We start from the raw sequence: 25,649 nt of genomic DNA on the forward strand, positions 1-25,649 counted from the left end.
GGCAGCACAGTCAGGTCCAGGAGGGCTAAGTTCATGTCAGTTACAAGCGCTATTCACGGTTCGCGTCATGATGGTTCGGCCAAGCAGGGTTTGGGACACCACGGCCCGGAATCTCCCATGCTGGGCTTCAACTGGGAGGAACGCCCGGTCGTTAAGGCTGCGAAGACCAGGTCCTCGCAGCCGCCCCTCCGGCTGACCCGCCGCGGGCGCATTGTCCTGGTCGGGATTCCACTGATCCTGCTGTCCGTGCTCCTGATCTCGCTGGCCGGCTTCCTGAACTCGCCGGCGAAGGCCGCGGATTCCGCATCCGAGCTTTCCCTGACTCCCACTGTGTCGGTGACGGTTCAGCCGGGGCAGTCCCTCTGGGAGATCGCCGGGTCCGTGGCGCCCGAACGTGACCCGCGGGACGTCGTGGCCGACGTCGTCCAGCTGAACAACCTCGACGGCGGCAGGGTCATGCCGGGGCAGCAGTTCTTTGTCCCTTCAAACTAGGGCGCCGGGACTCAATCCAGCCCGTCACGACCTGCTTGAGACCGGGAGATGGCGTCACAGTTTCGGCGGCCCGGCCACCCTCACTTAAACTGTTGAAGTGACTGACCAGCTAGAGCGACTGAACCGACTTCCCCTCCGGACCAACCTTCGGGGCCTGAGCCCGTACGGTGCGCCGCAGCTGGATGTTCCCATCCTGCTCAACGTCAACGAAAACACCCATGGCGTTCCGGCCGATGTGCTCGCCGCCATCTCCGAGGCCGTGACCGCTGCCGCGGCGGGACTGAACCGCTACCCGGACCGGGAGTTCACCGAACTGCGTGAGCGCCTGGCGGAGTACCTGGGCCACGGACTGGGCGCTGAGAACATCTGGGCCGCCAACGGGTCCAATGAAGTGCTGCAGCAGATCCTGCAGGCCTTTGGCGGGCCGGGACGTACCGCCCTCGGATTCCCGCCCACGTATTCCATGTACCCCCTGCTGGCCAGCGGCACCGACACGGGCTACATCGTCGGCCAGCGTGCGGACGATTACGGCCTCAGCGCTGAGTCGGCTGCCCGTCAGGTCCGGGAGCTCCAGCCCAACATCGTTTTCCTATGTTCACCGAACAACCCCACCGGCACAGGCCTGGGGCTGGACGTGGTGGAAGCCGTTTATGCCGCGGGCGAGGCCAGCCAGACGGTCGTAATCGTCGATGAGGCCTACCACGAGTTTGCGCACGACGGTACGCCCAGCGCCCTCACCCTCCTGCCGGGCCGTGAGCGCCTGATCGTGTCACGCACCATGAGCAAGGCCTTTGCCTTGGCCGGTGCAAGGCTCGGCTACATGGCGGCCGCCCCCGAGGTTACGGACGCACTGCGGCTCGTTCGGCTGCCGTACCACCTGTCCGCCATCACGCAGGCGACCGGCCTGGCAGCCCTGACACACCGCGAAGCCCTCATGGCCGACGTCGAGGACATCAAGCGGCAGCGCGACCGGATCGTCACGGAGCTGACCCGGATGGGACTCAAGCCTGCCGCTTCCGACTCGAACTACGTCTTCTTCGGCGGGCTCGAGGATCCCCACCGCGTCTGGCAGGGACTGCTGGACGCCGGCGTCCTGATCCGGGATGTCGGAATCCCCGGCCACCTGCGCGTCACGGCAGGCACTGAGACGGAAACCACAGCCTTCCTCGAAGCCCTGGAACTGATCCTGGCCGGGCAGCCCAGCGTCCCGGCCTAAACTTGAGTCAGACCCCGGTTTCCCAGGGAGCCGGTTCCGCAGACTTGCACACAGACGGTATTTCTCCTTACATCCAAAGGACACAACACATGAGCACCACCGGATCCATTGCTGCCGAGGCCCGGACCGCCCGCATGGAGCGTTCCACGAGCGAATCATCCGTGCTCGTCGAGATCAACCTTGATGGCACGGGCATCTCGGACATCAGCACCTCGGTTCCGTTCTACGACCACATGCTGACCGCACTGTGCAAGCACTCGCTCATCGACATGACCGTCAAGGCGACCGGTGACATCCACATCGACGTCCACCACACGGTGGAGGACGTCGCCATCACGTTTGGCGAAGTGCTTCGCACCGCGCTGGGCAACAAGGCCGGGATCCGCCGTTTCGGCGAAGCCACCGTACCCCTGGACGAAGCCCTGGCCCATGCCGTCGTCGATGTCTCGGGGCGGCCCTACCTGGTGCACGGCGGTGAGCCCGCCGGGCAGGAATACCACCTGATCGGCGGCCACTTCACCGGTTCGCTGACCCGTCACGTCTTCGAGGCGATCACCCTGCACGCCGGTATCTGCCTGCACATGAACGTCATCGCAGGCCGGGACCCCCACCACATCGTGGAAGCCCAGTTCAAGGCCTTCGCGCGTGCCCTGCGCGCCGCCGTGGAGCCGGACCCCCGCGTGGAGGGCATCCCCTCCACCAAGGGTGCGCTGTGACCGGGCCGATCCTCCAGGACGGGGCAATCCTGGATCCGGCCGGAAACGCCAAGCCGGCGTCACCCGAGGGCAAACCCACCGTCACAGTCCTGGACTACGGCTCCGGCAACGTCCGCTCGGCCGTCCGTGCGCTGGAGCGTGCGGGCGCCGAGGTCATCCTCAGCGCCAAGCCCGAGGACGTCCTGAATGCCGACGGACTGCTGGTCCCCGGCGTCGGAGCCTTCGAAACGGTCATGCGCGAGCTCAAGGCAGTGGACGCCATCCGGATGATCGGCCGGCGTGTCGCCGGCGGCCGTCCCGTCCTCGGCATCTGCGTGGGACTCCAGGTGCTGTTCGAGGCCGGCGTCGAGCACGGCACCGAAGCCGAGGGCATGGGGGAGTGGCCCGGAAAAGTGGAACTGCTTCCCGCCGAGGTTGTGCCCCACATGGGCTGGAATACCGTGAAGGTTCCGGAAGGATCCCGGCTCTTCGAGGGCGTGGAAAACGAGCGCTTCTACTTCGTCCACTCCTACGGTGTGCAGCACTGGGACTTCGACGTCATCCAGCCGCGCATGGCGGCACCGCTTGTCACCTGGTCCGAGCACGGCGCACCGTTCATCGCAGCCGTGGAGAACGGGCCGCTGTGCGCCACCCAGTTCCACCCCGAAAAGTCCGGCGACGCCGGAGCACGGTTGCTTCGAAACTGGGTCAACAGCCTGCGCCACGGCAAGGCGGCCGCCACGGAAGCCGCCGCCGCGAGCAGCGGACCGGCCGCCTAGATGTGGTCAATAGTCCTGATGGGCCTCGCCGGCCTGCTGGTTGGCGGGGCGCTGTCCTTCAGGCAGCAGCACAAGCCGCTCTGGACCCAGGTCGTTTTCTACGTTCTGGCCGGAATGTCGCTGCTGGCCGCATACCTTCTTACCCTGCCGGCCAACTAGCCGGGCCCGCACCCCTACCTGTTCACCACAGCTTCACTACAACCTGAGGACCTGAAGATGACCACCGAAACGCCGCTGCCCGTCCTGGAACTGCTGCCCGCCGTCGACGTCGTGAACGGCCAGGCGGTCCGCCTGGTCCAGGGCGAGGCCGGCAGCGAGACGAGCTACGGCACGCCGCTGGAAGCTGCGCTCAACTGGCAGGAACAGGGCGCCGAGTGGGTGCACCTGGTGGACCTGGATGCAGCCTTTGGCCGCGGATCCAATGCCGAACTGCTCCGCGAAGTGGTGGGGCGGCTGGACATCAACGTTGAACTGTCCGGCGGCCTGCGCGACGACGAATCACTCGAAAAAGCCCTGGACCTCGGCGTCGCCCGGGTGAACCTGGGCACGGCGGCCCTGGAAAACCCGGAGTGGACTGCACGGGCCATCGACCGCTTCGGTGACAAGATCGCCGTCGGCCTCGACGTGCGCGGAACAACACTGGCGGGCCGCGGCTGGACCAAGGAAGGCGGCGACCTGTGGGACGTGCTGGCACGCCTCGAGGAAGCCGGCTGCGCCCGCTACGTGGTCACGGACGTCACCAAGGACGGCACCCTGCAGGGCCCCAACGTTGAGCTGCTCCGCCAGATGGTGGAGAAGACCGGCAAGCCGGTGGTGGCCTCCGGCGGCATCTCGAGCCTGGAAGACCTCAAAGTGCTGCGCTCCCTCGTCCCGCTGGGCGTTGAAGGTGCCATCGTGGGCAAGGCCCTGTACGCCGGTGCCTTCACGCTGCCGGAAGCGCTTGACGTAGCAGGCCGCCGCTAGGCCGGCAACCACCATGGATCAGCGACCTCCAGCGGAACAGCGCCCCCCGGCCCCCCGGCAGTTGCCCGGCCACATCGCCGCTGCGCTTGCCGGCTCAGGCGGGGCCACGGATTCCGCCGGCCAGCCCTGGGCCGGCCGAAGCCTGGCCGGCGAGGATGCGAAGATCCACAACTTCGAGGACGACGACGGCACGGCCGATGCCGGTTACCTCGCCGCTGTTGACGCCCTGCGCTCCGCTGCCGGCAGTGAGGCTGCGGTGGTTGCGTCCCTGGCCACTGCCCGGGTGTTTGTTCCGATCGTTGCCCAGCTGGCCGAAGAGAGCGACCACGGGACGCACGACCATACGCTTCACGGGGACAAGCAGGCGGACATGGCGCTCGTAACGCTGAAAGCACCGGACGGGCGGACCGCCCTTCCCGTCTTCACGTCGGCAGCGGCGTTGGAAGCGTGGCACCCGCAAGCCCGACCGGTGGCGGTGTATGCCGCCAGGGCAGCACTGTCCGCCGTGGCCGAAGGCGCCGAACTCCTCGTGCTGGACCCCGGTTCCGAATACACGTTCGTTGTCCGCCGGCCGGCCGTCTGGGCACTCGCCCAGCAGCAGGAGTGGCTTCCGTCCTACGCAGATCCGGAACTTGCGCGCGCCATGGCGGATGCAACGGCCGGCTATCCGCCGGTAAGGCGCGTGGAACTCGAGCCGGGCGGCGGTGTCGCGTCGTCAACAGCCGGCGGTGCGGTTGTCCCCGGCGGCGGTCCCGGACCGGAGCTGCGTGTCGTGCTTTACCTGGCAGACGGACTGGATGCGGCGGGCGTCCAGGCAGTAGTGGCCGGACTCAACACCGAGTGGTCCCGGAATGCGGTCTTCGCCGAGCGGGTTGATTCGATAGAGGTAAAGTTGCAGCGCGCAGCAGGGTAGCTGACGGCAGGAGGGTCACATCCCGGTCCTGCCGTCCGCAGGATGAAGGACGTAACCCGTGAATTTCGCTCTCTACAAGGAGCTTCTTGCAGTCAGGCCCATCAGGTGGCTGCTGACCGTCGGAATGATAGCCCGCATACCGCATTCAGCGGCCGGGGTACTGCTGACCCTGCACATCGTCCTCACCCTGGGCGAGGGGTATGCCGCTGCCGGTGCCGCAGCAGCGGTCATGACCATCGGCATCGCCGTCGGGGCCCCCTGGCGCGGCCGCCGGGTGGACACCGTCGGCCTGCGCAAAGCACTGATTCCTTCCGTCGTCTCCGAGACCGTCATCTGGTCCGTGGTTCCGCACGTCTCGTACGAGTGGCTGCTGGCGCTGGTCTTCGTCGGGGGACTCCTCACGCTGCCCATCTTCAGCGTGGTGCGCCAGTCCCTGGGCGTGCTGGCAAGCGGCGAGCAACGGCGGACCGCCTTCGCGCTGGATGCGATCGCCACGGAGCTGGTTTTTATGCTCGGCCCCGCGGCCGGCGCCATCGTGGCCACTGCCGGATATTCGGTGGCAGGACTGACGGTGTTGGGTGTGTGCACATCCGTGGCCGGCCTGTTCCTGATGTGGTTCAACCCTCCCACGCGCAGCGCGGTGGCGGATGCCGAGTACGAAACGGACCAGCAGGAAGGCGCGGAAGTGGCCGTCGTCGCCGCGGCTCCGGCGCACCTGCAGGGGGCTGCTGCCGAACTTGCTCCCGTGGCGGCCGGTGAACTCCGCCGCTCGGGCCTGCGGCACAGGGTGGCACACAACTTTGCCTGGTTCACCGCCGCGGTGGCGGCGGTCTTCGCCGTGGCCGCCGGGGCAGGAATGGTCCTGAGCGGCACCGACGTGGGCATTGTTGCCGCTCTGGAGACCGGCGGGCACCAGGCCGAGATCGGCCTGGTCTTCGTCTTCTGGTGCGCGGCATCCGTTGTCGGCGGGCTCCTCTACGGCGCCATGCACCGGCCGGTTTCCCCGATCATCCTGTTGCTCGGCATGGCCGCCCTCACCATCCCGATGGGCTTCGCCCGGGACACGCTGACCCTGTGCCTGCTGTCGCTGCTGCCCGGGTTGCTGTGCGCGCCGGTCCTTTCCTCTGCCTCGGAAAAAGTGGCCGAGCTCGTGGAGGAGGGCCGCCGCGGAGAGGCCATGGGCTGGTACGGGTCTGCACTGACCGCCGGAGTGGCCCTCGGCGCACCGCTGGCCGGTGTCTTCATTGACGGAATCGGACCGTCCGCCGGATTTGTCTCGGTAGGAGCTGCGGGTGTTGTCCTCTGCCTGTTCGGCCTGGCGCTGCTGCGCCACCGCCGCCGGCGCACCCTGATCGCCTAGAGCGGGGCGGGATCCCGCCTGATCCAACTACAGGATCGCGGCCACCGGCCTGATGCGGGAACGGCGCAATCTTCGGGCCTCAAACGACGACGGCGGCGGGCAGACCCCGTTGGTCCGCACGCCGCCGTCGATATGCCGGTTGAAAGCCTGGATTGGCTCCTAGTTGACCGGGCCGGTGTACTTTTCCCCCGGACCCTTGCCCGGCGCGTCAGGAATGATGGACTCTTCGCGGAAGGCCAGCTGCAGGGAGCGCAGTCCGTCGCGCAACGGACCGGCGTGCTGGGAACCAATTTCCGGAGCGGCAGCAGTCACGAGTCCGGCCAGGGCGGTGATCAGCTTGCGGGCCTCATCCAAGTCCTTGAGCTCCTCGGCATTGTCCTCGGCGGCAAGGCCGAGCTTGACGGCCGACGCGCTCATCAGGTGCACAGCGGCGGTGGTGATGACCTCGATGGCGGGAACCTCGGAGATGTCCCGGATCTGCTGCGAGACCTGCTCCTGGCCGTCCCGCTGACCGGCGGCGGGCTCGAAAACGTGTGAATTACTGTCTGAAGTGCTCATACTGGTAAGCTTGTCACAGACCGACTGAATGTCGTTATTTTGCTATGTGAAACTCGTAACCGCCGATGTGCAGTTTTTGGGGTTCCTTCGGTAGGATTGACTTTCAGTTTGCAAGCGGAGTTCTCTCCCACCCGCGTCAGCCGATTTCCCGGAAGTAATTTCCCGCGGAAGCAAGGTTGCCGGGTACCTGGTCGGGCGGTCCACAGCAGCGTCAGTTGCGTGGAACGCGTACAGCCTCCCCGGAGGCGGTGTACATCCGATCTTCGAGGCCTTCGATTGCTCCGGCAATTGGGGGCCTTCTCTATTTGCCGGTGGAGTACTCATCTCAACCACAGGAGTTCTAACATTAGCGAGCCAAGAATCAATGAGCGTATCCGCGTCCCCGAGGTGCGGCTGGTCGGCCCTGCAGGTGAACAGGTAGGAATCGTCCGTATTGAGGACGCCCTGCGTTTGGCTGCCGAGTCCGACCTTGATCTCGTTGAAGTTGCACCGCAGGCCAAGCCTCCGGTGTGCAAGCTGATGGACTTCGGCAAGTACAAGTACGAAGCCGCCGTCAAGGCACGCGAGGCCCGGAAGAACCAGACCAACACGGTTCTGAAGGAAATCCGTTTCCGGCTGAAGATCGACACCCACGACTACGAGACCAAGCGCGGCCACGCCCTCCGCTTCCTCGGCGCCGGGGACAAGGTCAAGGCCATGATCCAGTTCCGCGGCCGCGAACAGCAGCGTCCGGAAATGGGCATCCGCCTGCTCCAGCGCTTCGCTGACGATGTCGCCGAAGTCGGCGTTGTCGAGTCCAGCCCCCGCATCGATGGCCGCAACATGGTCATGGTTGTTGGTCCGCTCAAGAACAAGGCTGAGGCCAAGGCCGAAGCCCGCCGTGCGACGCAGCGCGCCGAGGCCAAGGCCCAGAACGAAGCCAAGGCCAGCGGCCGGGTGGACGTCAGCCGCGACCAGCCCGCCATGACGCAGTCCCTTGCGGACCTGCTTCCTGAGGGTTTTGCCGTTACGACTGAAGAAGCAGCACCCGAGGCGAACACTGAGGCTGCGGCTTCAACCAGCGCCGAGGCACCTGCGGAAACGGTTGCGGCCCCGGAAGCAGAAGCCCCGGTCAAGGAAGCTCCGAAGCAGGAAGCTCCCGCTGAGGAAGCTCCGAAGCAGGCAGCGCCCGTCAAGGAAGCGCCTAAGCAGGAAGCTCCGAAGCAGGCAGCACCCAAGCAGGAAGCTCCGAAGCGCGAAGCCCCCAGGGCGGCGGCAGCACCGCGTCCTGCGGTAAGCAAGCCCGCTGTGGCCAAGGCGCCGGTTGCACCGAAGCCCGCAGAGGCTGCCCCCGTGGCGCCGAAGCCGGCCGGGGTTCCCGCACCGCCGCCCAAGCCGGTAGCCCGGCCTGCGGCACCGAAGCCTGCAGCACGGCCTGCTGCTCCCAAACCGGGCAGCAAGAAGACTAACTAGTTCAAAGCTGTGCGAAGCATCGCCTGAGCACAGCAAGCAACCAGCACGCCGCCCGCAGGGGTGGCTGCACGAAAGACTGCAGACTTGTCTGCGGATACGTAAGGAGATCGGTTCCCATGCCGAAGATGAAGACCCACAGTGGTGCTAAGAAGCGCTTCAAGCTGACCGGCAGCGGCAAGCTGCGTCGCCAGCAGGCCAACCGCCGCCACTACCTCGAGCACAAGTCCTCCAGGCTGACCCGTCGCCTCGCCGGCGACAAGATCGTCTTCAAGGGCGACGCCAAGGTCATCCGGAAGATGCTCGGCATCTAAGTTCCAAGTTCTCTGACTGTTGCCACCTGGCAGCGGTCAACTACCAAAAAGGCTTCTCAGGCCAGCCGGTTGTACCGGCAGTAGATGCTTGGGATCAGATTTTCGAAGGAGTACGCACGTGGCACGTGTGAAGAGGGCGGTCAACGCCCACAAGAAGCGCCGGGTTATCCTTGAGCGCGCCAAGGGCTACCGTGGACAGCGTTCACGCCTGTACCGCAAGGCCAAAGAGCAGCTGCTGCACTCGTTTGTGTACAGCTACGGCGACCGCAAGAAGAAGAAGGGCGACTTCCGCCGCCTGTGGATCCAGCGCATCAACGCTGCTTCCCGCGCCAACGGCCTGACCTACAACCGTCTGATCCAGGGCCTGAAGGCCGCTGAGGTCGAGGTTGACCGCCGTATGCTGGCCGAGCTTGCCGTTTCTGACGCCAACGCCTTTGCTGCGCTGGTACAGATCGCCAAGGACTCGCTGCCTGCTGACACTTCCGCGCCGGCCGTCTCGGACGATGCCGCCCCGAAGGCCAAGGCTCCCAAGGCGAAGGCTGCAAAGAAGCCGGCCGCCGAAAAGGCTGCCAAGTAGCATTCCGCCGTTCAGGGACCGGTGGCAATAGCCACTAAAGTTCTTATATGAACGAAACCGGGCGCCCGCAAGACTTTCCACTCTCCAACCCCCGAGCTGATCGGGTGAGGGATGTGGCAAAGCTTGCAGGGCGCCCGGCCCGTTTAAAGCGCGGGCAGTTCCTGGCCGAGGGCCCGCAGGCGGTCCGGGAGGCCCTGGTGCTCCACCGGAAGAGGACTGCCGCGGGGGAGCCGGGCGTGGTCCACGAAGTGTTCGCCAGCGAGAGCTGCCTGGACCGCTATCCCGAGTTTGATGAACTCGCCGAGGGTGTCAATGCCCGGCTCGCTACCGACGAGGTGCTTGCCGCGATGGCGGACACCGTCAATCCCCAGGGCATCATCGCCGTCTGCGCCTTTGTGGATGTGGACCTCAACGCAGTGCTCGACGCCGGCCCACGGCTTATCGCCGTGCTGTGCCAGGTGCGGGACCCCGGAAATGCGGGCACCGTGCTGCGGGCGGCTGACGCCGCCGGAGCCGACGCCGTCGTCCTGACAGCCTCCAGCGTGGACATATACAACCCCAAGGCCGTCCGCTCCACCGCGGGCTCCCTGTTCCATCTCCCCGTGGTGCTGGGAACGGACCTTGCCGACCTGGCCGCCGCCTGCCGCGAACGCGGCATCGGCATCCTGGCCGCCGACGGATACGGCCAGCTTGACCTTGACCAGCTCCAGGATGAAAACGCGGCACGGAGGCTGGGTGCCTCCGGCACAGCCTCCGTGTACGAGCTGGAGCAGCCCACGGCCTGGTTGTTCGGCAACGAGGCCCAGGGGCTGTCCGAGGCTGAACTCGCACTGGCGGACCACCGGGTGGCGGTACCGGTCTACGGGGCCGCGGAAAGCCTGAACGTCGGCACGGCGGCCACGGTGTGCCTCTACGCGAGTGCGCGTTCGCAGAAGCGGGCCTGAACGCCTGCACGCGCCTGGGCAGAACCCGGCTTCAACGAAAAACGGCCTTAACGCAACGGCGGGGCCCGCCTTCCGGTGGGCCCCGCCGTCGTACTCTTCACTGTCAGGCACCTGGTGCCCTCAGCGGTGGTGGGTGAATTTATGTGGTCTTGCTGCGGCCGGTGATAAAGCCGTAGATGCCCGCTACTACAAGGCCGCCGACGATGGCGAGAAGCCAGGAACCGAGGTTCCAGAATTCCAATTTGCCGCCGCCGAACAACAGGTCGCCGATCCAGCCGCCGACGATGGCGCCGACAACGCCAAGCACGAGGCTGGTGACCCAGCCGCCGCCGACCTTACCAGGCATGATTGCCTTGACGATTGCCCCTACAATGAGTCCGAGAATGATCCAGCCAAGAAAGCCCATGTCTCCTCCTACATAATCGTCGGAACTCACTACGGGTCCCGATTATGTTCAAGCTAACACAGGTGTGTTTGCTTGTCAGCAGGCTTAATGTCAGTGTTTTTGGTGTCATCCGCTGTGACCCGTGGTGTGTCCGGAAGCGACGGGCAGGTACCGTATTCCTTGCGGGCATCAGCACTGCGCGGTGATCGCACCTGCAATTTTCCGGCAATCCCTGAAGAGGTGAAGCTCCCTTGGCTGCAAATGGCGGTACCAAGGCGATCGTCGCGGCTCTGGCTGCAAACCTGACCATCGCTGTACTGAAGTTCGTCGCTTTCATCCTGACGCTGTCGTCGTCAATGCTGGCCGAGGCCATCCACTCCGTTGCCGACTCCGGCAACCAGGTCCTCCTGCTGGTGGGTGGCAAGCGGGCCCAGCGTGCCGCAAGCCCCGAGCACCCCTTTGGCTACGGACGCGAACGTTACATCTACGCGTTCATCGTCTCGATCGTGCTGTTCAGCGTGGGCGGCCTGTTTGCGCTGTACGAGGCGTGGGGGAAGATTCAGGAACCGCACGCCATCGAGGGTGACTTCTGGTGGGTACCGCTGGCCGTGCTTATCGGGGCGATCGTCGCTGAGTCCTTCTCGTTCCGGACGGCAATTACTGAGTCAAACCACATCCGCGGCAAGCAGAGCTGGGTGCACTTCGTCCGCAACGCCAAGCAGCCGGAGCTCCCCGTCATCCTGTTGGAGGACCTGGGGGCTCTGCTGGGCCTGGTGTTCGCTTTGTTCGGCGTGGGCCTGACGCTGATCACCGGCGACGGCATCTGGGACGCACTGGGAACGGCGATGATCGGTTTCCTGCTGGTTGCCATCGCCATCGTCCTTGCCCTCGAAACCAAGTCGCTGCTGCTCGGAGAATCCGCCACCAAGGCGGACGTCGCCAGGATCAGCACCGCGCTTGAGGCCGACGGAACCAGGATCATCCACCTGAAGACCCTGCACCTGGGTCCGGAAGAGCTGTTGGTCGCTGCCAAGATCAGCGTCGGCGCCGCGGACACCGGAGCGGAGATCGCCACAGTAATCGACGACGCCGAAAAGCGCATCCGCGAGGCCGTGCCCATTGCGCGGGTAATCTACCTTGAACCGGACCTGGAGCGCGCGAGCGTCTGATCCGTACTCCGGGGTTTGCACCCGCACGGGGCCGCTGGACCGAAACCTGCCCGGGCAGGTTAGGACACCAGTGGCCTTTTGCGTTCCAGCAGGCCGCTGATGACGGCAACGCCAAGCCCAAGAACGGCCAGTACGGCGCCGACGAGTGCCGGTGCAACGTAGCCCCAGCCCCAGGCGATGACCAGGCCGCCGAGGAAGGCGCCGAGCGCGTTGGCGACGTTCAAGGCTGCGTGGTTCAGCGAGGAGGCCAGCGATGGGGCATCGGGGGAGGCATCCAGCAGCCGGGTCTGCAGGGCGGGCACCAGCAGTGAGCCGGCACCGCCCACCACAAACACCATTACGAAAGCGGACCACGGCCAATGGACGGCCACGGCGTACACCACCAGGGCGGCGGCGATTCCTGGCAGCACCCAATAGATGGTGCCCATGACCGACTTGTCCGCGATGCGGCCGCCCACGATGTTGCCGGCCACCATGCCGAGTCCGTAGAGGGCCACCACCAGGGGGAGGAACGACGCCGGGATCCCCGCCACGGACGTCATGGTGTGCGCGATGTAGGTGTAGGTGGCGAAGAACCCGCCGAAACCCACGATGCCGATGAGGATGGCGAGCCACACCTGGAGTCGCTTCAAGGCGCCAAGTTCCCGCCGGATGCTGGCATCCGGGTGCGCTTCCTGGAACGGGACGAACTTCCAGAGCATGGCAAGCGTCGCCAGCCCGATCACACCGACAAGCACGAACAGCAGGCGCCACCCGAACGCCTGGCCCAGCCAGGTGGCGAATGGAACGCCGATGACGTTTGAGATGGTCAGGCCGGCCATCACCATGGAAATCGCCCAGCCCCGCTTTGTCGGTGCAACCAGCGAAGCGGCAATGACGGCCGCCACGCCGAAGAACGCTCCGTGGGGCAATCCGGCCGCGAACCGGGACACCAGCATGGTGCCGTAATCCGGAGCGATGAACGAAGTGAGATTAGCGAGGCTGAAGAACAGCATGAGGCCCAGCGCGAGGTGCTTGCGGGGAAGCTTGGCGCCGACGGCTGCCAGGAGCGGCGCCCCGATCACGACACCGAGCGCGTAGGCCGAGATGAGGTGGCCCGCTTCCGGAGTACCGATGTTCAGGCCCTGTTCCACCTCCTTGAGCAGCCCCATCATGGTGAATTCGGTGACGCCGATGCCGAATCCGCCCATCGCGAGGGACACGATGGCCAAGGCGACGTTGCGGGGTCCAGCCTTCGGCTTGACGGGGCTGAGGGTGGGCGTGAAGGTCATTGGCCTGCTTTTCGAAAGTTCTGGTTCATCGGGGATTTAGTCAGCGCGAAGCATAAAATCTGATTACTGCAACATTGGAGGAGGTGGCCGTATTCCGGCTCACCGGTTCTTGGGGTGACTGCCGTTCCGGGACGACGCCGGCGGAACCGGCCACCACCATTGTCCCCCATAGACTGTTGCGGTGACTGGACTCATCAATGTAGTTGGCGGAGCTGTTGTGGATTCCCTGAGTGCCCCGGCCCGGCTCCTGGTGGCCCGCCGGACGGCGCCACCGCAGTTCGCCGGGATGTGGGAGTTCCCGGGCGGCAAGGTGGAGCCGCTCGAAGCTGCCCAGGACGCCCTGCACCGCGAGCTCAGGGAAGAACTGGGCATTGGCGTCCGGCTGGGCGCTGAGCTGCTGGCGGAGTCCGCTTCCGGCTGGCCGCTCAATGCCAAGGCCACCATGCGCGTCTGGTTTGCCGAGATCGCGGACGGCGAACCCCGCCCGCTGGAAGACCACGACGAACTGCGCTGGATCAGCTTGACGGAAAGTGGCGAAGCTCTCACCCTTCCTTGGATCCCGGCGGATTTCCCGATTGTCCGGGCCCTGCTCGCTGCCGTTGCCGGTTCAGAGCGGGTTCCGCTGGATTCGTGAAATTATCCGAGTGCTGTAACCCGTTTCTGCGGAATAAATTCGGATTGGGCGCCTTCAATGGCTTCTTGGCAGAATTCTTAAGTTGGGTGCGGACGTTGTCCGCACCCGCTTTTGCGGACAATCGTTCCGCGAGGATTTGAGCCATCACAGGGAGCCCCATGATTTCCGTAGAACGGGTGTCGAAGAGCTACGGCTCCGGTGAGACGGCGGTCCGTGCGCTCGACGACGTTTCGCTGGCAGTCGGACGCGGTGAGATCTTCGGCGTCGTCGGCCAAAGCGGTGCCGGCAAGAGCACGCTGATCCGCACCATCAATTCGCTGGAGCGCCCCGATTCGGGATCTGTCGTGGTGGATGGCCGCGACGTCACGTCCCTGACCGGTGCCGGGCTGCGCAGCGCCCGGCACAACATCGGCATGATCTTCCAGCACTTCAACCTGCTCAGCAGCCGGACAGTGCAGGCCAACGTGGAGCTGTCCCTCGAAATTACCGGAGCGGGGCGCGCCGCGAGGCGGTCACAGGCTTTGGAGATCCTCGAGCGGGTGGGCCTCCACGGAAAAGCGGCCGCGTATCCGGCGCAGCTGTCCGGCGGTCAAAAGCAGCGGGTCGGGATTGCTCGCGCGCTGGCGTCCAAGCCATCCGTTCTGCTCAGCGACGAGGCAACATCCGCGCTGGACCCCGAAACCACCACCCAGATCCTGGACCTCATCAGGCAGCTCAGCAAGGACATGGGCCTCACGGTGCTGCTCATCACGCACGAAATGGACGTGGTCAAACGCATCTGCGACGCCGCCGCCGTCATGAGCGAGGGCAGGATCCTGGAACAGGGGCCCGTGGAGCAGTTGCTGACCACCGAGAAGTCCTTGCTGGGCCATGCGCTCTTCCCGCTCGGCGACATACCGGAAACGGACAACACCATCATCGAAATCACCTTCACCGGAGCCACCTCCGACAGTCCGGTCATTGCGCGGCTGGCCCGCCGGCACGGCATCGACGTCGGGATCCTCGGCGCGGCCGTGGAAACCATCCATGGCCGGCAGACCGGCCGCACCCGGCTGGAACTGCCGGGCGAACCATCGGCGGTTGCCGCCGCAGTGGCCGATCTTCGGGCCCAGGGACTCTTTGTGGAGGTCGTTAAATGATCGACCGCGACGACCCGTACTTCTGGCGCGACCTGTTCGAGACGATTCTCAAGGGCACGGGCGAGACGTTCTACACCGTGGGCTTCAGTCTGCTGTTCACGGTGGTGTTCGGCCTGGCCGCCGGTGTCCTCCTCGTGACCACCGAGCCCGGCGGACTCCTCGCCAAGCCGTTCGGCAGCAGGATCCTCGGCACGGTCATCAACCGCCTGCTGGACGTGGCAGTGAACATTGGCCGGTCCATCCCGTTCATCATCCTGATGATTCTGCTGATTCCCTTCACCCGCCTGGTGGTGGGCTCCTTCATTGGCGCAACAGCCGCGATCGTGCCCCTGACCATCGCCGGCATCCCGTTCTTCGCCCGCCTCGTGGAGATCGGCATCCGCGAAGTTCCCCGGGGGCTGATCGAAGCCGCCGAATCGCTGGGCGCCACCCGGTGGACCATCCTGACCAGGGTGATGGTGGCCGAGGCCGTTCCCGCCCTGGCGCTTGGGCTGTCCACCACCGTTGTTGGATTGATCGGATACTCCGCCATGGTGGGTGCCGTGGGCGGCGGCGGGCTCGGCGACGTTGCGTTCCGCTACGGTTACCAGCGCTACAGCCCCGAGTACATGTTCGGTGTGGTGATCCTGCTGATCCTGCTGGTGCAGGTCTTCCAGTCCCTCGGCAACTTCGCCGCACGCCGCCTCTCACACCGCTAGCGGCTCGTCATCCGGCCGTAAAAACGCGCCGGTGCTCCCTCCTGTTTCATTTCCCGCCCAACTTAACTTCCCCCTCATGATCCATTCCGCGAAAGAGTTCCAATGTTCCGATCACACGTCCTGAAAGCCGCCGCAACCGGAGTAGCCGCCATACTCGCCCTGTCTGCCTGCGGCGCCGGCACCTCTGCCGGATCCGCCGAAACCATCAAGGTGGGTGCCCTGGCCGTGCCGGCCGGCGACATGCTCAAGCACGTCCAGCGTGAGCTCGCCCCCAAGGAGGGCCTCACGGTGGAGTACAAGGAGTTCAGCGACTACAACACGCCGAACCCCGCTGTAAGCGACGGCGATATTGACGCCAACCTGTTTCAGAATTCGACCTTCCTGGAAACCTACAACAAGGCTTCCGGCAAGAACCTCGTGAGCGTCGGCAAGGTCTACCTGCCCCCGATGGCCCTTTACTCCAACGACATCGCCAGCCTGGAGGCCCTTCCCGACGGCGCCTCGGTGGCGATCCCCAACGATCCCACCAACGAGTCCCGGGCACTGAAGCTGCTGGCGTCGAAGGGGCTGATTGAAGTCACCGCAAACCCGATCACGCTCAAGGACGTCAAGGCGAACCCGAAGAACCTGGCGTTCACCGAAATCGAGAACGCCAGCCTTCCGCAGGCGCTCAATGACAAGGACGCCGCCATTGTGACGCTGGCCTTCGCCCTGCCCGCCGGGTTGAGCGCCGACAAGCAGCTGCTCGTGGAGGGCAAGGACAGCGCGTACTACAACGTCCTGGCGGTCAAGGCAGAGATGAAGGACGACCCGCGCGTGCAGAAGCTTTTCAAGATCCTGACGTCGCAGGAGATGAAGGACTTCATCAACACGAAGTTCAAGGGCCTGGTCATCCCGGCCAGCTAACCGGCAGCAGGCCGCCAGCCATTCCGGCCCCCGGCCCGGACACTCAGGCACGCACACCGGCTCCGGCGCTGCCCATGGCAGAACCGGAGCCGGAAGCGTTTAACCCGCAGGGCTGGAATGCCGGGTCAGAACAGCGTGGGCTGCGCGGATTCCACACCGGAATTCGCGCCGGGCCCGGTACGGGCTTCGGGGATGCTGCCGGCGGGATACTGTGCTTCTTCGTCCCTGGCGTCCTGGGCCAGGTCGCGGTGGCTGAAGCCGTGCGAACCGGAAAAGCCGTGCCGGGCCTTGAAGTAGCGGATCCGTCCCGCGAGCCATTCGCGGTACTCCTTGGAGGCGTAGGATCCTGTGCCGTACAGCCTGCGGTAACGGCCCGCCAGTTCGGGATGGCGGGCGGCGATCCATTGCATAAACCACTCGCGGGTGCCCGGCTTGAGGTACAGGGCGCCGGCCGTCACACCCGTAGCGCCTGCCGCGGCGAGCGAACCGAAGAGTGAGTCCAGGGCGTCGTCGCTGTCGGAGAGCCACGGCAGGATGGGCATGGCCATGACGCCGCACGGCAGGCCGGCTTCGCGCAGCCGTGAGACCAGCTTGAGCCGCGCCCTGGGACCCGGCGTTCCGGGCTCCACGGCCTCCGACAACTGTTCGTCGGTCATGGCCAGCGAAATACCGATTCCGACCGGCACCTGGGCAGCGGCGTGCTTCAGCAGCGGGATGTCCCTGGCCAGCAGGGTCCCCTTGGTGAGGATGGAGAGCGGCGTCCCCGAATCGGCCAGCGCACGGATGATGCCGGGCATCAGCTGATAGCGCCCCTCGGCGCGCTGGTACGGATCGGTGTTGGTGCCCAGGGCCACGTGGTGATGACCCCAGGACGGCTTGGCAAGTTCCTTCCGCAGGACATCGGCAGCGTTGATCTTGACCACCACCTGGCTGTCGAAATCCAGGCCGGCGTCAAAGTCCAGATAGGTGTGGCTCTTGCGGGCAAAGCAATAGACGCAGGCATGGCTGCAGCCGCGGTAGGGATTCACGGTCCATTCAAAGGGCATGCGCGAACCGGCTGCCACTTTGTTGAGCACCGATTTGGCGGTGACCTCATGGAAAGTGACCCCGGCAAATTCGGGGGTTGAGACGGAACGCACAAGCCCGGCCAGCGGCAGCAACGCGTCAGCGGCTGGGGCGGCCGCTGACGCGTTGCCTGCGCTGTTGCCTGCGTTGTTGCCTGCGTTGTTGCCCGCAGGCGCCGGCCGGAGTGCTTGTGCGTCCCATCTCATGGTTACTATTCGAAGGTATGTTCGAATGGAAGTCAAGGCCTCTGGTTAACCGTGCGGGTGGCCTTGCTACGCTGGGCCCATGATTCTCCTGACCGGGTTCGAGCCGTTCGGCGGCGAAACCACCAACCCGTCGTGGACCGCCGCTGCGGCCGCTTCGGAAATCCTGCGGGCCGAGGGCCATGCTGTCGCTGCCCTTGAACTGCCGTGCGTGTTCGGGCAATCCGTCACGGTGCTGGAGGATGCCCTGCGGCGCCATAGCCCTGGGCTGGTGATCTGCGTAGGCCAGGCCGGCGGACGGCCGCGGATTTCCCTGGAGCGGGTCGCCATCAACTGCGACGACGCCCGTATCCCGGACAATGCCGGAAACCGCCCCGTGGACGAGGAAGTGGTCCCCGGTGGCCCGGCAGCCTATTTCAGCTCACTGCCCGTGAAGGCGGCGCTGGGGGCACTTCGGGCAGCCGGGATCCCCGCCGAGGTTTCCCAAAGCGCCGGCACCTACGTCTGCAACCACATTTTCCATGCACTGATGCACTCGCTGAACACCGGAGTGGGCGCGTCCGCAACGCGGGGCGGATTCATCCACGTCCCGTATGAGACCAGGCAGGTGCCCAAGGGCGGCGGTACCCCCTCGATGCCCGCAGCCGTGATGGCGGAGGCGCTCGCCGTCGTCGTCCGTACCGCCCTGGCCACCACGGCGGACGTCAAGCTGTCCGCCGGCACCGTCCACTGAGCCGGCACAGTCCGCCCACCTGCCGCGGCGCTCGCAGGCGGCTGCGCTAGCTGTGGTCGCGAAGTTCCCAGACGACGCCCACTGTCGCCGACACGCTCGATTGCCCGGCCTCAATCCCTACGGAGTCTGTGGCCATGGCCCGCTGCATCTTCGCCACCGGAATCGGAGCCGAGGCCGCGGGCTGCTGGGTGACGGAAACAACCGGTCCGAGTTCCGTGCCGGCCAGCGAGGCAAACTGCGTGGCCGTGGCGAGGGCGTCCTGCCAGGCGGCTTCGCGTGCCTGCGCCGTGACTGCGGCCGGATCTGCGAACCCCAGCTCCAGTCCGTTCAGCCTGACATCGTTGCCGCCTGCGGCCACCGCCGCTGCGATGACGTCCGAGGAACCGGGAACATCCCGCAGCCGCACGGCCAGGACACTTGAGGCAACGTACCCCGTCACGGTCTGGCCCTGGCCCTCTTTCCACACCACGTCCGCCCGGACGTTGAGGCCCGAGGTGCTGATGTCCGGGTCCGGTACGCCGTGCTCACGCAGGACCGCCGAAATCGCGGCAGCGGCCCTGCCTGCCGCCGCATACGCAGCGCCCACGTCCTCCCGGCGGCACTCCACGCCGATGGAGACGCTCAGTAGGTCCGGCGCAGCTTCGGCAGTGCCGGAGCCGGTTACTGTAACGGTTCTGGCGAAGTGGGTCATCTCAAGCCTCATTTCCATCGGGAGCAGCGTTGCCCTTGCGGCGTTTGCTTCTGCGTGTGCCTGACCGGGGGTAGTAGCCGCCGGCCTCCAGCCCGGCCAGGCGTTCAAAAACGTTGGCGGACCCCGGGTTGCCCGTCCGCAGCTGCGACCACCCGGCCGCGATGAAATACAGGGGAAGGAACGGCAGGCCCAGGCACCAGGCATACTGGCTGCTGTGCCGTTCCTCGTGGCCCAGCAGAACCTTGTTGGACAGCGCCTCCGTCGCCTCCGCCCGGAACAGCACCACGTTGCCCACCGTGAACGCCTGGGCGAAGGGGAGCCGCCACCGGTACCCAGCGGCGATCAGCAGGCCGCCCGGACCGGTGCGCACAGCCGTCCGGGCGCACCTGGCCAGCAGCAGGCCCAGGAGCGTCGTTGCATTCAGCAGGTTGGCGATCTGCCGAAGCCGCTGTCCGGAGGTCATGAGGCCATGGTAGCGGCAGGCGGTAATCCCCGTCCCTCCCGCTGTGCGTCCCTGCGGGGTCCCGCCCACCTGCCTGCGGGGGCGTCACGTCCGTGCTTGGCGCGTCCAGCGTGGCGCGTTCAACTAGACTGGGGGAGAGTGCCCGCCGGACGAATGCCGGCGAGCCCTGCCCTTTGTCACTTCATACGGCTCCTCGAAAGGGCCGTGCGGAACGACGAGCCAGTGACGGACACGCTGCCGGTGGACCCGAATGCAGCTGGACAGCTCGCTGGCGAGACCCGACTCGTAGCTAAGAACAGTAGATGACTGAAACTTTGCCGGGCGCTGCCATCCCGAACCCTCTGGATGAAGCCGCCATTACTGCCGCCGTAGACCACGCCGTTGCCGCCATTGCCGCTGCCTCCACCCTTGACGAGCTCAAGGCCGTGAGGCTGGCGCACACGGGCGAGAAGGCGCCGCTGAGCCTTGCCAACCGCGAAATCGGCGGCCTGGCAAAGGACCAGAAGGCCGCCGCCGGAAAACTCATGGGCGCCTCCCGCGGACGCGTCAACAAGGCGCTCGCGGACCGCACCGCCGAGCTCGAAGCTGAAGACGACGCGCGGATCCTCGTCGAAGAGACCGTCGACGTCACGGCCGCCCCGCGCCGCCGCCGTGCCGGTGCGCGCCACCCGCTCTCCACGCTGCAGGACCGTGTGGCGGACATCTTCGTGGGCATGGGCTGGGAAATTGCCGAAGGCCCCGAGGTCGAATCCGAGTGGTTCAACTTTGATGCCTTGAACTTCAAGCCGGACCACCCGGCCCGCGAAATGCAGGACACCTTTTTTGTGGAGCCCCCCGAGGCCCACCTGCTGATGCGCACGCACACCTCGCCCGTGCAGGTCCGCTCCATGCTGGAGCGCGAAGTGCCCATCTACGTGCTGTGCCCGGGCAAGGTGTTCCGCACCGATGAACTGGACGCCACCCACACGCCCGTGTTCCATCAGTTCGAGGGCCTGGCCATCGACAAGAAGCTGAGCATGGCGGACCTCCGCGGCACGCTGGAGCACTTCGCGCGGCAGATGTTCGGCGACGAGGCCCAGATCCGCCTGCGCCCCAACTACTTCCCGTTCACCGAGCCGTCCGCGGAGCTGGACATCTGGCACCCGGGCGCCAAGGGGGGTCCGCGCTGGATCGAGTGGGGCGGCTGCGGCATGGTCAACCCCAATGTCCTCCGGGCAGCCGGCATCGATCCGGACGTCTATTCAGGTTTTGCCTTCGGCATGGGCATCGAGCGCACCCTCATGTTCCGCAATGAGGTGGGCGACATGCGCGACATGATCGAAGGCGATGTACGTTTCAGCGAGCACTTCGGGATGGAGATCTAACAGTGCGTATCCCACTTTCCTGGCTGCGTGAGTTCGCGCAGGTACCGGCCGGAGCAACGGCCGAAGACGTTATGGCAGAACTGGTCAAGGTCGGTTTTGAAGAAGAGGCCGTCCACCGCCCCACGGACGCACTCCGCGGTCCCGTTGTGGTGGGCCAGGTCCTGAGCCTGGTCAAGGAACCGCAGACCAATGGCAAAACCATCAACTGGTGCCAGGTCCGCGTGGTCCCCGAGGGCCAGGAGCAGACCCTCACCGGCAAGGGCATCGACCCCTCCGGTGTCCAGGGCATCATCTGCGGCGCCCACAACTTCGTGGAGGGCGACAAAGTGGTGGTCACCCTTCCCGGCGCCGTGCTGCCCGGAGACTTCCACATCTCAGCGCGGAAGACGTACGGCCACCTGTCCGCCGGCATGATCGCCTCCGTCCGTGAGCTGGGCATCGGCGAGGACCACGACGGCATCCTGGTGCTGTCCCGCATTGGCCTGGACCCGGAAATCGGGACCGACGCCATGGAACTCCTGGGACTCTACGACCAGGCCGCCGAAATCAACGTGACGCCGGACCGCGGCTACGCGTTCTCCATCCGTGGCGTGGCCCGCGAGTACGCCCACGCCACCGGTACGTCCTTCACGGACCCGGCGTCGAAGGCGCAGGCGCCGGCTGGACTGGCCGGCGGCTACGGCGTGAAGCTCAACGACGACGCCCCGATCTACGGAAAGCCGGGCTGCGACCGCTTCGTGGCCCGCACCGTCCGCGGCGTCGACGCCACCAGGCCGACGCCCCCGTGGATGGTCTCGCGCCTCAGGCTGGCCGGCATCCGCTCCATCTCGCTGCCCGTGGACATCTCCAACTACGTCATGCTGGAACTCGGCCAGCCCACGCACTGCTACGACCTGGACAAGCTGTCCGGCGACATCGTGGTCCGGCGCGCGGTTGCGGGGGAGAAGATCACCACCCTGGACGACAAGGAGCGCACGCTCGACGTCGAGGACCTCCTGATCACCGACAGCTCCGGAGCGATCGGCATCGCCGGCGTGATGGGCGGCGCCGCCACGGAGGTGAGCGATTCGACGTCGAACGTCCTGGTTGAGGCAGCTCACTTTGACGAGGTGTCCATTGGCCGTTCCCGCCGCCGGCACAAGCTGCCCTCCGAAGCGTCCAAGCGTTTCGAGCGCGGTGTTGACTGGCAGGTTGCCGGCATCGCCGCGCAGCGGGTGGTTGATCTCCTGGTCGAGCTCGCCGGCGGCACCGCCGATGAAGCCGGCACCGACGTCGGCACTGCGCCTGACGCCGTCACGATCGAGCTGCCGGCGGCTTTCGCCGCGGCCCGGATCGGCATCGACTTCACCGAAGAGCAGATCGTCACCTCGCTCGAGGACCTCGGCGCCGCCGTGGTGAAGCACGACGCCGGCTGGACGGTCACTGCCCCGAGCTGGCGGAACGACCTGGAAACCAAAGAGGACCTCTCCGAGGAAATCGCCCGGCTGGTCGGCTACGACAACATTCCCGCCACACTGCCCGTGGCGCCCCCGGGACGCGGCCTGACGCGTGTGCAGCAGCAGCGCCGCCGTCTGGTGCAGGCCCTGGCCGATGCCGGGCTCACCGAGGTCCTGGCCTACCCCTTCGTGTCCAAGGCCGCCAACGACACCTTTGGCGTGGCCGAGCACGGGGCAGAGCGCAAGGCCGTCAAGCTGGCCAACCCGATCAGCGAGGAACAGGGCTACCTGCGGACGTCCATCCTGCCCGGCCTGATCGAGGTGGCCAAGCGCAACCACTCGCGCGGCTTCCGCGACCTGTCGGTCTTCGAAGCCGGACTCGTGTTCCTGCCGGGTGACACGGTGGGAACGCCGTCCATCCCGCCGCTCGGCGTCAAGCCCTCCGATGAGGTACTGGACGCACTGTACGACGGCGTCCCGGACCAGCCGCTGCATATCGCTGCGGTCCTGACCGGCCATGACTCGCCGGCGGCCGCCGCCCACACGCCGCGTGCCTGGGACTGGGCCGACGCAGTGGACATCGCCCGCCTCGCCGGAGACGTCCTCGGCGTCGAAATCGTGGTCAGCCAGGGCCACCACCAGGCCTACCACCCGGGACGCACAGCACAACTGTCGCTGCGCTCCGGTGACGTTGTGGGCTACGCCGGTGAACTGCACCCCAAGCTGCTGGCCGCGCACGACATGCCGGCACGTTCGGTGGCGCTCGAGTTCAACGCAGACGCACTGTTCGAAGCGGCAGCCGACGTCATCGTCGCGAAGCACATTTCCGGCTTCCCGGTGGCCACCCAGGACGTTGCCCTGGTGGTCCCCAAGGAGATCCCGGCGGACGACGTCCTGGCCGCCCTCCGCGAGGGCGCCGGCGAGCTGCTGGAAGACGTGGCACTCTTTGACGTGTACGCCGGAAAGGGCATCGAGGACGGCAAGAAGTCGCTGGCCTTCGGACTCCGCTTCCGTGCGGCGGACCGGACGCTCACGTCGGACGAAGCATCAGCCGCCCGTGAGAGCGCCGTAGCGGTTGCTGCCGAGCGCTTCGGGGCCGTTCAGCGCTAGAGCGCTCAGCGTTCAACTGTTCGGCCGTTCAAGGCTAAGACCGGAAGGGCGGGCCATGGCATCACACCTTGTTGTGCGTGCCTGCCCGCCCTTCCGCGTCCCCGGGCAGGATTCCGCGCCGGCGGTTGCGGCCCTGGAGCGTGAAGCCCTGCAGTTCCTGGACCCGCCGGAGCTGGAGCGAGCCCGCGCCATGATGCCCGCGCCACGGCAGGACTTCCTTGCGGCCAGGCTGGCCCAGCGGCTGTTCGCCGCAGAACTGCTGGGCGTGCGCGCCCGGGACCTGACGGCCCGTTACCGTTGCCCCCGGTGCGGCAGCGGTCCCGGTGTCACCCACGGGATGCCCGGCTATGAACTGGCGGGGCTGCGGGCGCCCCTGCTGCTGAGCCTGTCCCGGGCGGCCGGCTGGACCCTGCTGGCAGCCGTGGCGGAACCGGGGCCGGAACAGCGGCTGGGCGTTGACGCCGAGGATCCGCAGCGGCTGGACTTCGACGGCTTCGACGCCGTGGCCCTGACCCCGGCCGAGCACCAGGCGATTGCCCCGTTGCGGGGGAGGGCGCTGCTGCGCGAGCGTGCCCGGCTGTGGGCGCGCAAGGAGGCCTTCCTGAAGATGACCGGAGAGGGCCTCAGGCGGCGGCCGGAGACCGTTGACGTCCTTAACCGGGCAGGTGTCCGGGACCTGGCCCCCGCCGAGTCGGGGCTGCCGGACGAGCTGGCGGCCGCCGTCGCCCTCGGATGACGTGTTGGCCTACCGCACAGGCAGGGCAGGCAGCGGCTCTTCGAACAGCCAGGGGTGCAGCAGGGCTTCTGAATCAATTCCGGTGACACGGTCCGCAGTCTGGATGAACCCGGCGGTGGAGACGGATGCGTGGCGGTTGCTTGCGGCCCAGTCGTGCAGCAGCGCAAAGAAGGCGAGGTCGCCGCACCGGATCCGGAGGGCATGCAGCGCGAGGGCGCCGCGTTTGTACACCCGGTCATCGAACATCAGCTCGGGCCCGGGGTCACCGACCATGAGGTCCTGGTTCCCGGCGTCGAGCTTCCGCCAGGCGGCTGCGGCGCGGTCCGCTACGCTCATGACTCCGGCCGCCTCGGACCAGATCCACTCCGCGTAGCAGGCGAACCCTTCGTGCAGCCAGATGTCCCGCCAGGACGCGACGGTCAGGGAATTGCCGAACCACTGGTGGGACAGTTCGTGGGCGATCAGCCGCTGCGCGTTCCAGTCCGGGGTGAGATGGTTGGGGCCCACGATGGACAGTGTCTGGGCTTCGAGCGGAATTTCGAGCTCGTCCTCTGCCACCACCACCGTGTACTCCTGGAAGGGATAGGGGCCGAAGCTGTTGACGAAGGTGCGCATCATCTCCGGCTGGCGTGCCAGCCCCCGGCGTGCCGCGTCGGCCAACGAGGCAGGCACAGCCACATGCTGCGGGACGCTGCCCGGAACCGACGTCGTATCCAGGGTCAGGACGTCATACCGGCCGATCTGCACCGTGGCGAGGTAAGTGGCCATCGGCTCGGCCTGCTCATACGTCCAGGTTTCCCGGCTGGAGCCTGATTTTCGGGAGATCAGCAGGCCGTTGCAGACTGCCCGGTAATTGGCATCCGTGGTGACGGCGATCCGGTAGCTGGCCTTGTGTTGCGGATGGTCGTTGCAGGGAAACCAGGAGGCGGCGCCGTTGGGCTGGCCCGCCACCAGCACGCCGTCGGTGAGTTCCTCCCAGCCCACTTCGCCCCAGAGGCCCCGCCGTGGAGACGGATTTCCCTCATACCGGATGTCCAGGGTGAAGCGGTCGCCCGGGAGCAGGGCCGCGTCGGGAACGATCACCAGCTGCTCGGCCCGCTGGCTGAACCTGCGCACGCGTTTGCCGTTCAGCGACACTTTGACGGCGCGCAGCCCCGCGAGGTCCAGGACGACGGCGGATGCCGCCCGGTCCGCCTCCGCGTGCAGGACGGCCTGGCCGTTCAGCCGGTTACTGGCCAGCTTGTAGTCAAGGTCCAGTTCGTACCGCGTGACCCGGTAGGCGTTTGTGCCGTGCCCGGGGACGTAGGGATCCGGGGAGCCGGAGGGCTCGTCGGGCCGGCGTGGGCCGCCGGGACCGGCTGGTGCTGCAAAACTCATAAACTGGCC

Annotated in this window: 28 protein-coding genes; 21 read left to right on the forward strand and 7 right to left on the reverse strand. The window is 66.4% G+C overall.

What is annotated here, in order from left to right; all coding sequences use genetic code 11:
• Nucleotides 1-117: 117 nt before the first annotated feature.
• From PV761_RS14960 to PV761_RS14995, 8 genes are all read left to right on the forward strand, one after another.
• Nucleotides 118-492: a LysM peptidoglycan-binding domain-containing protein gene (locus PV761_RS14960; RefSeq protein ID WP_347897940.1), complete on the forward strand. Its 375-nt coding sequence runs from the start codon at nucleotides 118-120 to the stop codon at nucleotides 490-492.
• A gap of 97 nt (nucleotides 493-589) precedes the next feature.
• Nucleotides 590-1,708 carry a histidinol-phosphate transaminase gene (locus tag PV761_RS14965; RefSeq protein WP_347897875.1) on the forward strand — a complete coding sequence of 373 codons (1,119 nt, stop codon included), beginning with the start codon at nucleotides 590-592 and terminating at the stop codon, nucleotides 1,706-1,708.
• An 89-nt stretch (nucleotides 1,709-1,797) separates the two neighbouring features.
• Nucleotides 1,798-2,424 (forward strand): imidazoleglycerol-phosphate dehydratase HisB, encoded by a 627-nt coding sequence (hisB, locus tag PV761_RS14970; RefSeq protein ID WP_028271935.1) that lies wholly within the window; start codon nucleotides 1,798-1,800, stop codon nucleotides 2,422-2,424.
• Nucleotides 2,421-3,182, forward strand: coding sequence for an imidazole glycerol phosphate synthase subunit HisH (gene hisH / locus PV761_RS14975; protein WP_028271934.1), 762 nt, complete (start codon nucleotides 2,421-2,423; stop codon nucleotides 3,180-3,182). Before hisB ends, hisH begins: the two co-directional genes overlap by 4 nt.
• On the forward strand, nucleotides 3,183-3,341 hold the full coding sequence (locus tag PV761_RS14980) for a hypothetical protein (RefSeq protein ID WP_197024972.1): 159 nt from the start codon (nucleotides 3,183-3,185) through the stop codon (nucleotides 3,339-3,341).
• 57 nt (nucleotides 3,342-3,398) lie between these two features.
• Nucleotides 3,399-4,145 carry a bifunctional 1-(5-phosphoribosyl)-5-((5-phosphoribosylamino)methylideneamino)imidazole-4-carboxamide isomerase/phosphoribosylanthranilate isomerase PriA gene (gene priA, locus PV761_RS14985; protein WP_028271933.1) on the forward strand — a complete coding sequence of 249 codons (747 nt, stop codon included), beginning with the start codon at nucleotides 3,399-3,401 and terminating at the stop codon, nucleotides 4,143-4,145.
• Nucleotides 4,146-4,158: 13 nt separating this feature from the next.
• Entirely contained in the window at nucleotides 4,159-5,058 is a 900-nt protein-coding gene (locus PV761_RS14990; RefSeq protein ID WP_347897878.1) for an SseB family protein, read from the forward strand.
• Nucleotides 5,059-5,116: 58 nt separating this feature from the next.
• Nucleotides 5,117-6,418, forward strand: a complete 1,302-nt coding sequence (locus PV761_RS14995) for an MFS transporter (RefSeq protein ID WP_347897880.1) — start codon at nucleotides 5,117-5,119, stop codon at nucleotides 6,416-6,418.
• Nucleotides 6,419-6,577: 159 nt separating this feature from the next.
• Here the strand turns inward: PV761_RS14995 and PV761_RS15000 are convergent, their stop codons facing one another.
• A complete protein-coding gene (locus PV761_RS15000; protein ID WP_028271930.1) occupies nucleotides 6,578-6,976 on the reverse strand; it encodes a DUF1844 domain-containing protein in 399 nt (132 codons plus the stop codon).
• Nucleotides 6,977-7,264: 288 nt separating this feature from the next.
• Between PV761_RS15000 and infC the strand changes: the two genes are divergently transcribed.
• The 4 genes from infC to PV761_RS15020 all read left to right on the forward strand — a co-directional run bounded on the left by infC (nucleotide 7,265) and on the right by PV761_RS15020 (nucleotide 10,260).
• Nucleotides 7,265-8,428, forward strand: coding sequence for a translation initiation factor IF-3 (gene infC / locus PV761_RS15005; RefSeq protein ID WP_347897942.1), 1,164 nt, complete (start codon nucleotides 7,265-7,267; stop codon nucleotides 8,426-8,428).
• Nucleotides 8,429-8,544: 116 nt separating this feature from the next.
• On the forward strand, nucleotides 8,545-8,739 hold the full coding sequence (gene rpmI / locus PV761_RS15010; protein ID WP_009358635.1) for a 50S ribosomal protein L35: 195 nt from the start codon (nucleotides 8,545-8,547) through the stop codon (nucleotides 8,737-8,739).
• A 118-nt stretch (nucleotides 8,740-8,857) separates the two neighbouring features.
• Nucleotides 8,858-9,316: a 50S ribosomal protein L20 gene (gene rplT / locus PV761_RS15015; protein WP_028271928.1), complete on the forward strand. Its 459-nt coding sequence runs from the start codon at nucleotides 8,858-8,860 to the stop codon at nucleotides 9,314-9,316.
• A gap of 47 nt (nucleotides 9,317-9,363) precedes the next feature.
• The gene (locus PV761_RS15020; RefSeq protein ID WP_347897883.1) at nucleotides 9,364-10,260 is read left to right on the forward strand and encodes an RNA methyltransferase; all 897 of its coding nucleotides are present in this window, start codon (nucleotides 9,364-9,366) and stop codon (nucleotides 10,258-10,260) included.
• Nucleotides 10,261-10,399: 139 nt separating this feature from the next.
• Here the strand turns inward: PV761_RS15020 and PV761_RS15025 are convergent, their stop codons facing one another.
• Complete coding sequence (locus tag PV761_RS15025) at nucleotides 10,400-10,666, reverse strand: GlsB/YeaQ/YmgE family stress response membrane protein (RefSeq protein ID WP_347897885.1); 267 nt, start codon at nucleotides 10,664-10,666, stop codon at nucleotides 10,400-10,402.
• Nucleotides 10,667-10,896: 230 nt separating this feature from the next.
• Between PV761_RS15025 and PV761_RS15030 the strand changes: the two genes are divergently transcribed.
• Entirely contained in the window at nucleotides 10,897-11,814 is a 918-nt protein-coding gene (locus PV761_RS15030) for a cation diffusion facilitator family transporter (RefSeq protein ID WP_347897887.1), read from the forward strand.
• Nucleotides 11,815-11,873: 59 nt separating this feature from the next.
• Here PV761_RS15030 and PV761_RS15035 read toward each other — a convergent pair whose 3' ends face one another.
• Nucleotides 11,874-13,085 (reverse strand): MFS transporter, encoded by a 1,212-nt coding sequence (locus PV761_RS15035; protein WP_347897889.1) that lies wholly within the window; start codon nucleotides 13,083-13,085, stop codon nucleotides 11,874-11,876.
• A 181-nt stretch (nucleotides 13,086-13,266) separates the two neighbouring features.
• Between PV761_RS15035 and PV761_RS15040 the strand changes: the two genes are divergently transcribed.
• From PV761_RS15040 to PV761_RS15055, 4 genes are all read left to right on the forward strand, one after another.
• Nucleotides 13,267-13,719, forward strand: coding sequence for a (deoxy)nucleoside triphosphate pyrophosphohydrolase (locus PV761_RS15040; protein WP_028271923.1), 453 nt, complete (start codon nucleotides 13,267-13,269; stop codon nucleotides 13,717-13,719).
• 158 nt (nucleotides 13,720-13,877) lie between these two features.
• A complete protein-coding gene (locus tag PV761_RS15045; protein ID WP_347897891.1) occupies nucleotides 13,878-14,858 on the forward strand; it encodes an ATP-binding cassette domain-containing protein in 981 nt (326 codons plus the stop codon).
• Nucleotides 14,855-15,556 (forward strand): methionine ABC transporter permease, encoded by a 702-nt coding sequence (locus tag PV761_RS15050; protein WP_028271921.1) that lies wholly within the window; start codon nucleotides 14,855-14,857, stop codon nucleotides 15,554-15,556. Before PV761_RS15045 ends, PV761_RS15050 begins: the two co-directional genes overlap by 4 nt.
• A 102-nt stretch (nucleotides 15,557-15,658) precedes the next feature.
• Nucleotides 15,659-16,462, forward strand: coding sequence for a MetQ/NlpA family ABC transporter substrate-binding protein (locus PV761_RS15055; protein WP_347897893.1), 804 nt, complete (start codon nucleotides 15,659-15,661; stop codon nucleotides 16,460-16,462).
• A 125-nt stretch (nucleotides 16,463-16,587) separates the two neighbouring features.
• On the opposite strand, the gene PV761_RS15060 is transcribed toward PV761_RS15055, so the two are convergent.
• Nucleotides 16,588-17,733, reverse strand: coding sequence for an Rv2578c family radical SAM protein (locus PV761_RS15060; RefSeq protein WP_347897895.1), 1,146 nt, complete (start codon nucleotides 17,731-17,733; stop codon nucleotides 16,588-16,590).
• A gap of 79 nt (nucleotides 17,734-17,812) precedes the next feature.
• On the opposite strand from PV761_RS15060, the gene pcp reads away from it, so the two are divergent.
• The gene (gene pcp / locus PV761_RS15065) at nucleotides 17,813-18,463 is read left to right on the forward strand and encodes a pyroglutamyl-peptidase I (RefSeq protein ID WP_347897897.1); all 651 of its coding nucleotides are present in this window, start codon (nucleotides 17,813-17,815) and stop codon (nucleotides 18,461-18,463) included.
• A gap of 46 nt (nucleotides 18,464-18,509) precedes the next feature.
• Here the strand turns inward: pcp and PV761_RS15070 are convergent, their stop codons facing one another.
• A complete protein-coding gene (locus PV761_RS15070) occupies nucleotides 18,510-19,154 on the reverse strand; it encodes an SIMPL domain-containing protein (protein ID WP_347897899.1) in 645 nt (214 codons plus the stop codon).
• Nucleotide 19,155: 1 nt separating this feature from the next.
• Nucleotides 19,156-19,617, reverse strand: a complete 462-nt coding sequence (locus PV761_RS15075; RefSeq protein ID WP_347897901.1) for a DUF4157 domain-containing protein — start codon at nucleotides 19,615-19,617, stop codon at nucleotides 19,156-19,158.
• A 302-nt stretch (nucleotides 19,618-19,919) separates the two neighbouring features.
• On the opposite strand from PV761_RS15075, the gene pheS reads away from it, so the two are divergent.
• Genes pheS through PV761_RS15090 form a run of 3 tightly spaced genes read left to right on the forward strand, consistent with a single transcriptional unit; the run spans nucleotide 19,920 to nucleotide 24,263 of the window.
• Nucleotides 19,920-20,981, forward strand: coding sequence for a phenylalanine--tRNA ligase subunit alpha (pheS, locus tag PV761_RS15080; RefSeq protein ID WP_347897903.1), 1,062 nt, complete (start codon nucleotides 19,920-19,922; stop codon nucleotides 20,979-20,981).
• A 2-nt stretch (nucleotides 20,982-20,983) separates the two neighbouring features.
• On the forward strand, nucleotides 20,984-23,527 hold the full coding sequence (gene pheT, locus PV761_RS15085; protein WP_347897905.1) for a phenylalanine--tRNA ligase subunit beta: 2,544 nt from the start codon (nucleotides 20,984-20,986) through the stop codon (nucleotides 23,525-23,527).
• 55 nt (nucleotides 23,528-23,582) lie between these two features.
• Entirely contained in the window at nucleotides 23,583-24,263 is a 681-nt protein-coding gene (locus PV761_RS15090) for a 4'-phosphopantetheinyl transferase superfamily protein (RefSeq protein ID WP_347897907.1), read from the forward strand.
• A 9-nt stretch (nucleotides 24,264-24,272) separates the two neighbouring features.
• Here PV761_RS15090 and PV761_RS15095 read toward each other — a convergent pair whose 3' ends face one another.
• Nucleotides 24,273-25,640, reverse strand: coding sequence for a M1 family metallopeptidase (locus tag PV761_RS15095; RefSeq protein ID WP_347897909.1), 1,368 nt, complete (start codon nucleotides 25,638-25,640; stop codon nucleotides 24,273-24,275).
• Between the last annotated feature and the right edge of the window lie 9 nt (nucleotides 25,641-25,649).

This window comes from Arthrobacter sp. CC3, assembly GCF_039907775.1.
In the GTDB taxonomy this organism is placed as follows: domain Bacteria; phylum Actinomycetota; class Actinomycetes; order Actinomycetales; family Micrococcaceae; genus Arthrobacter.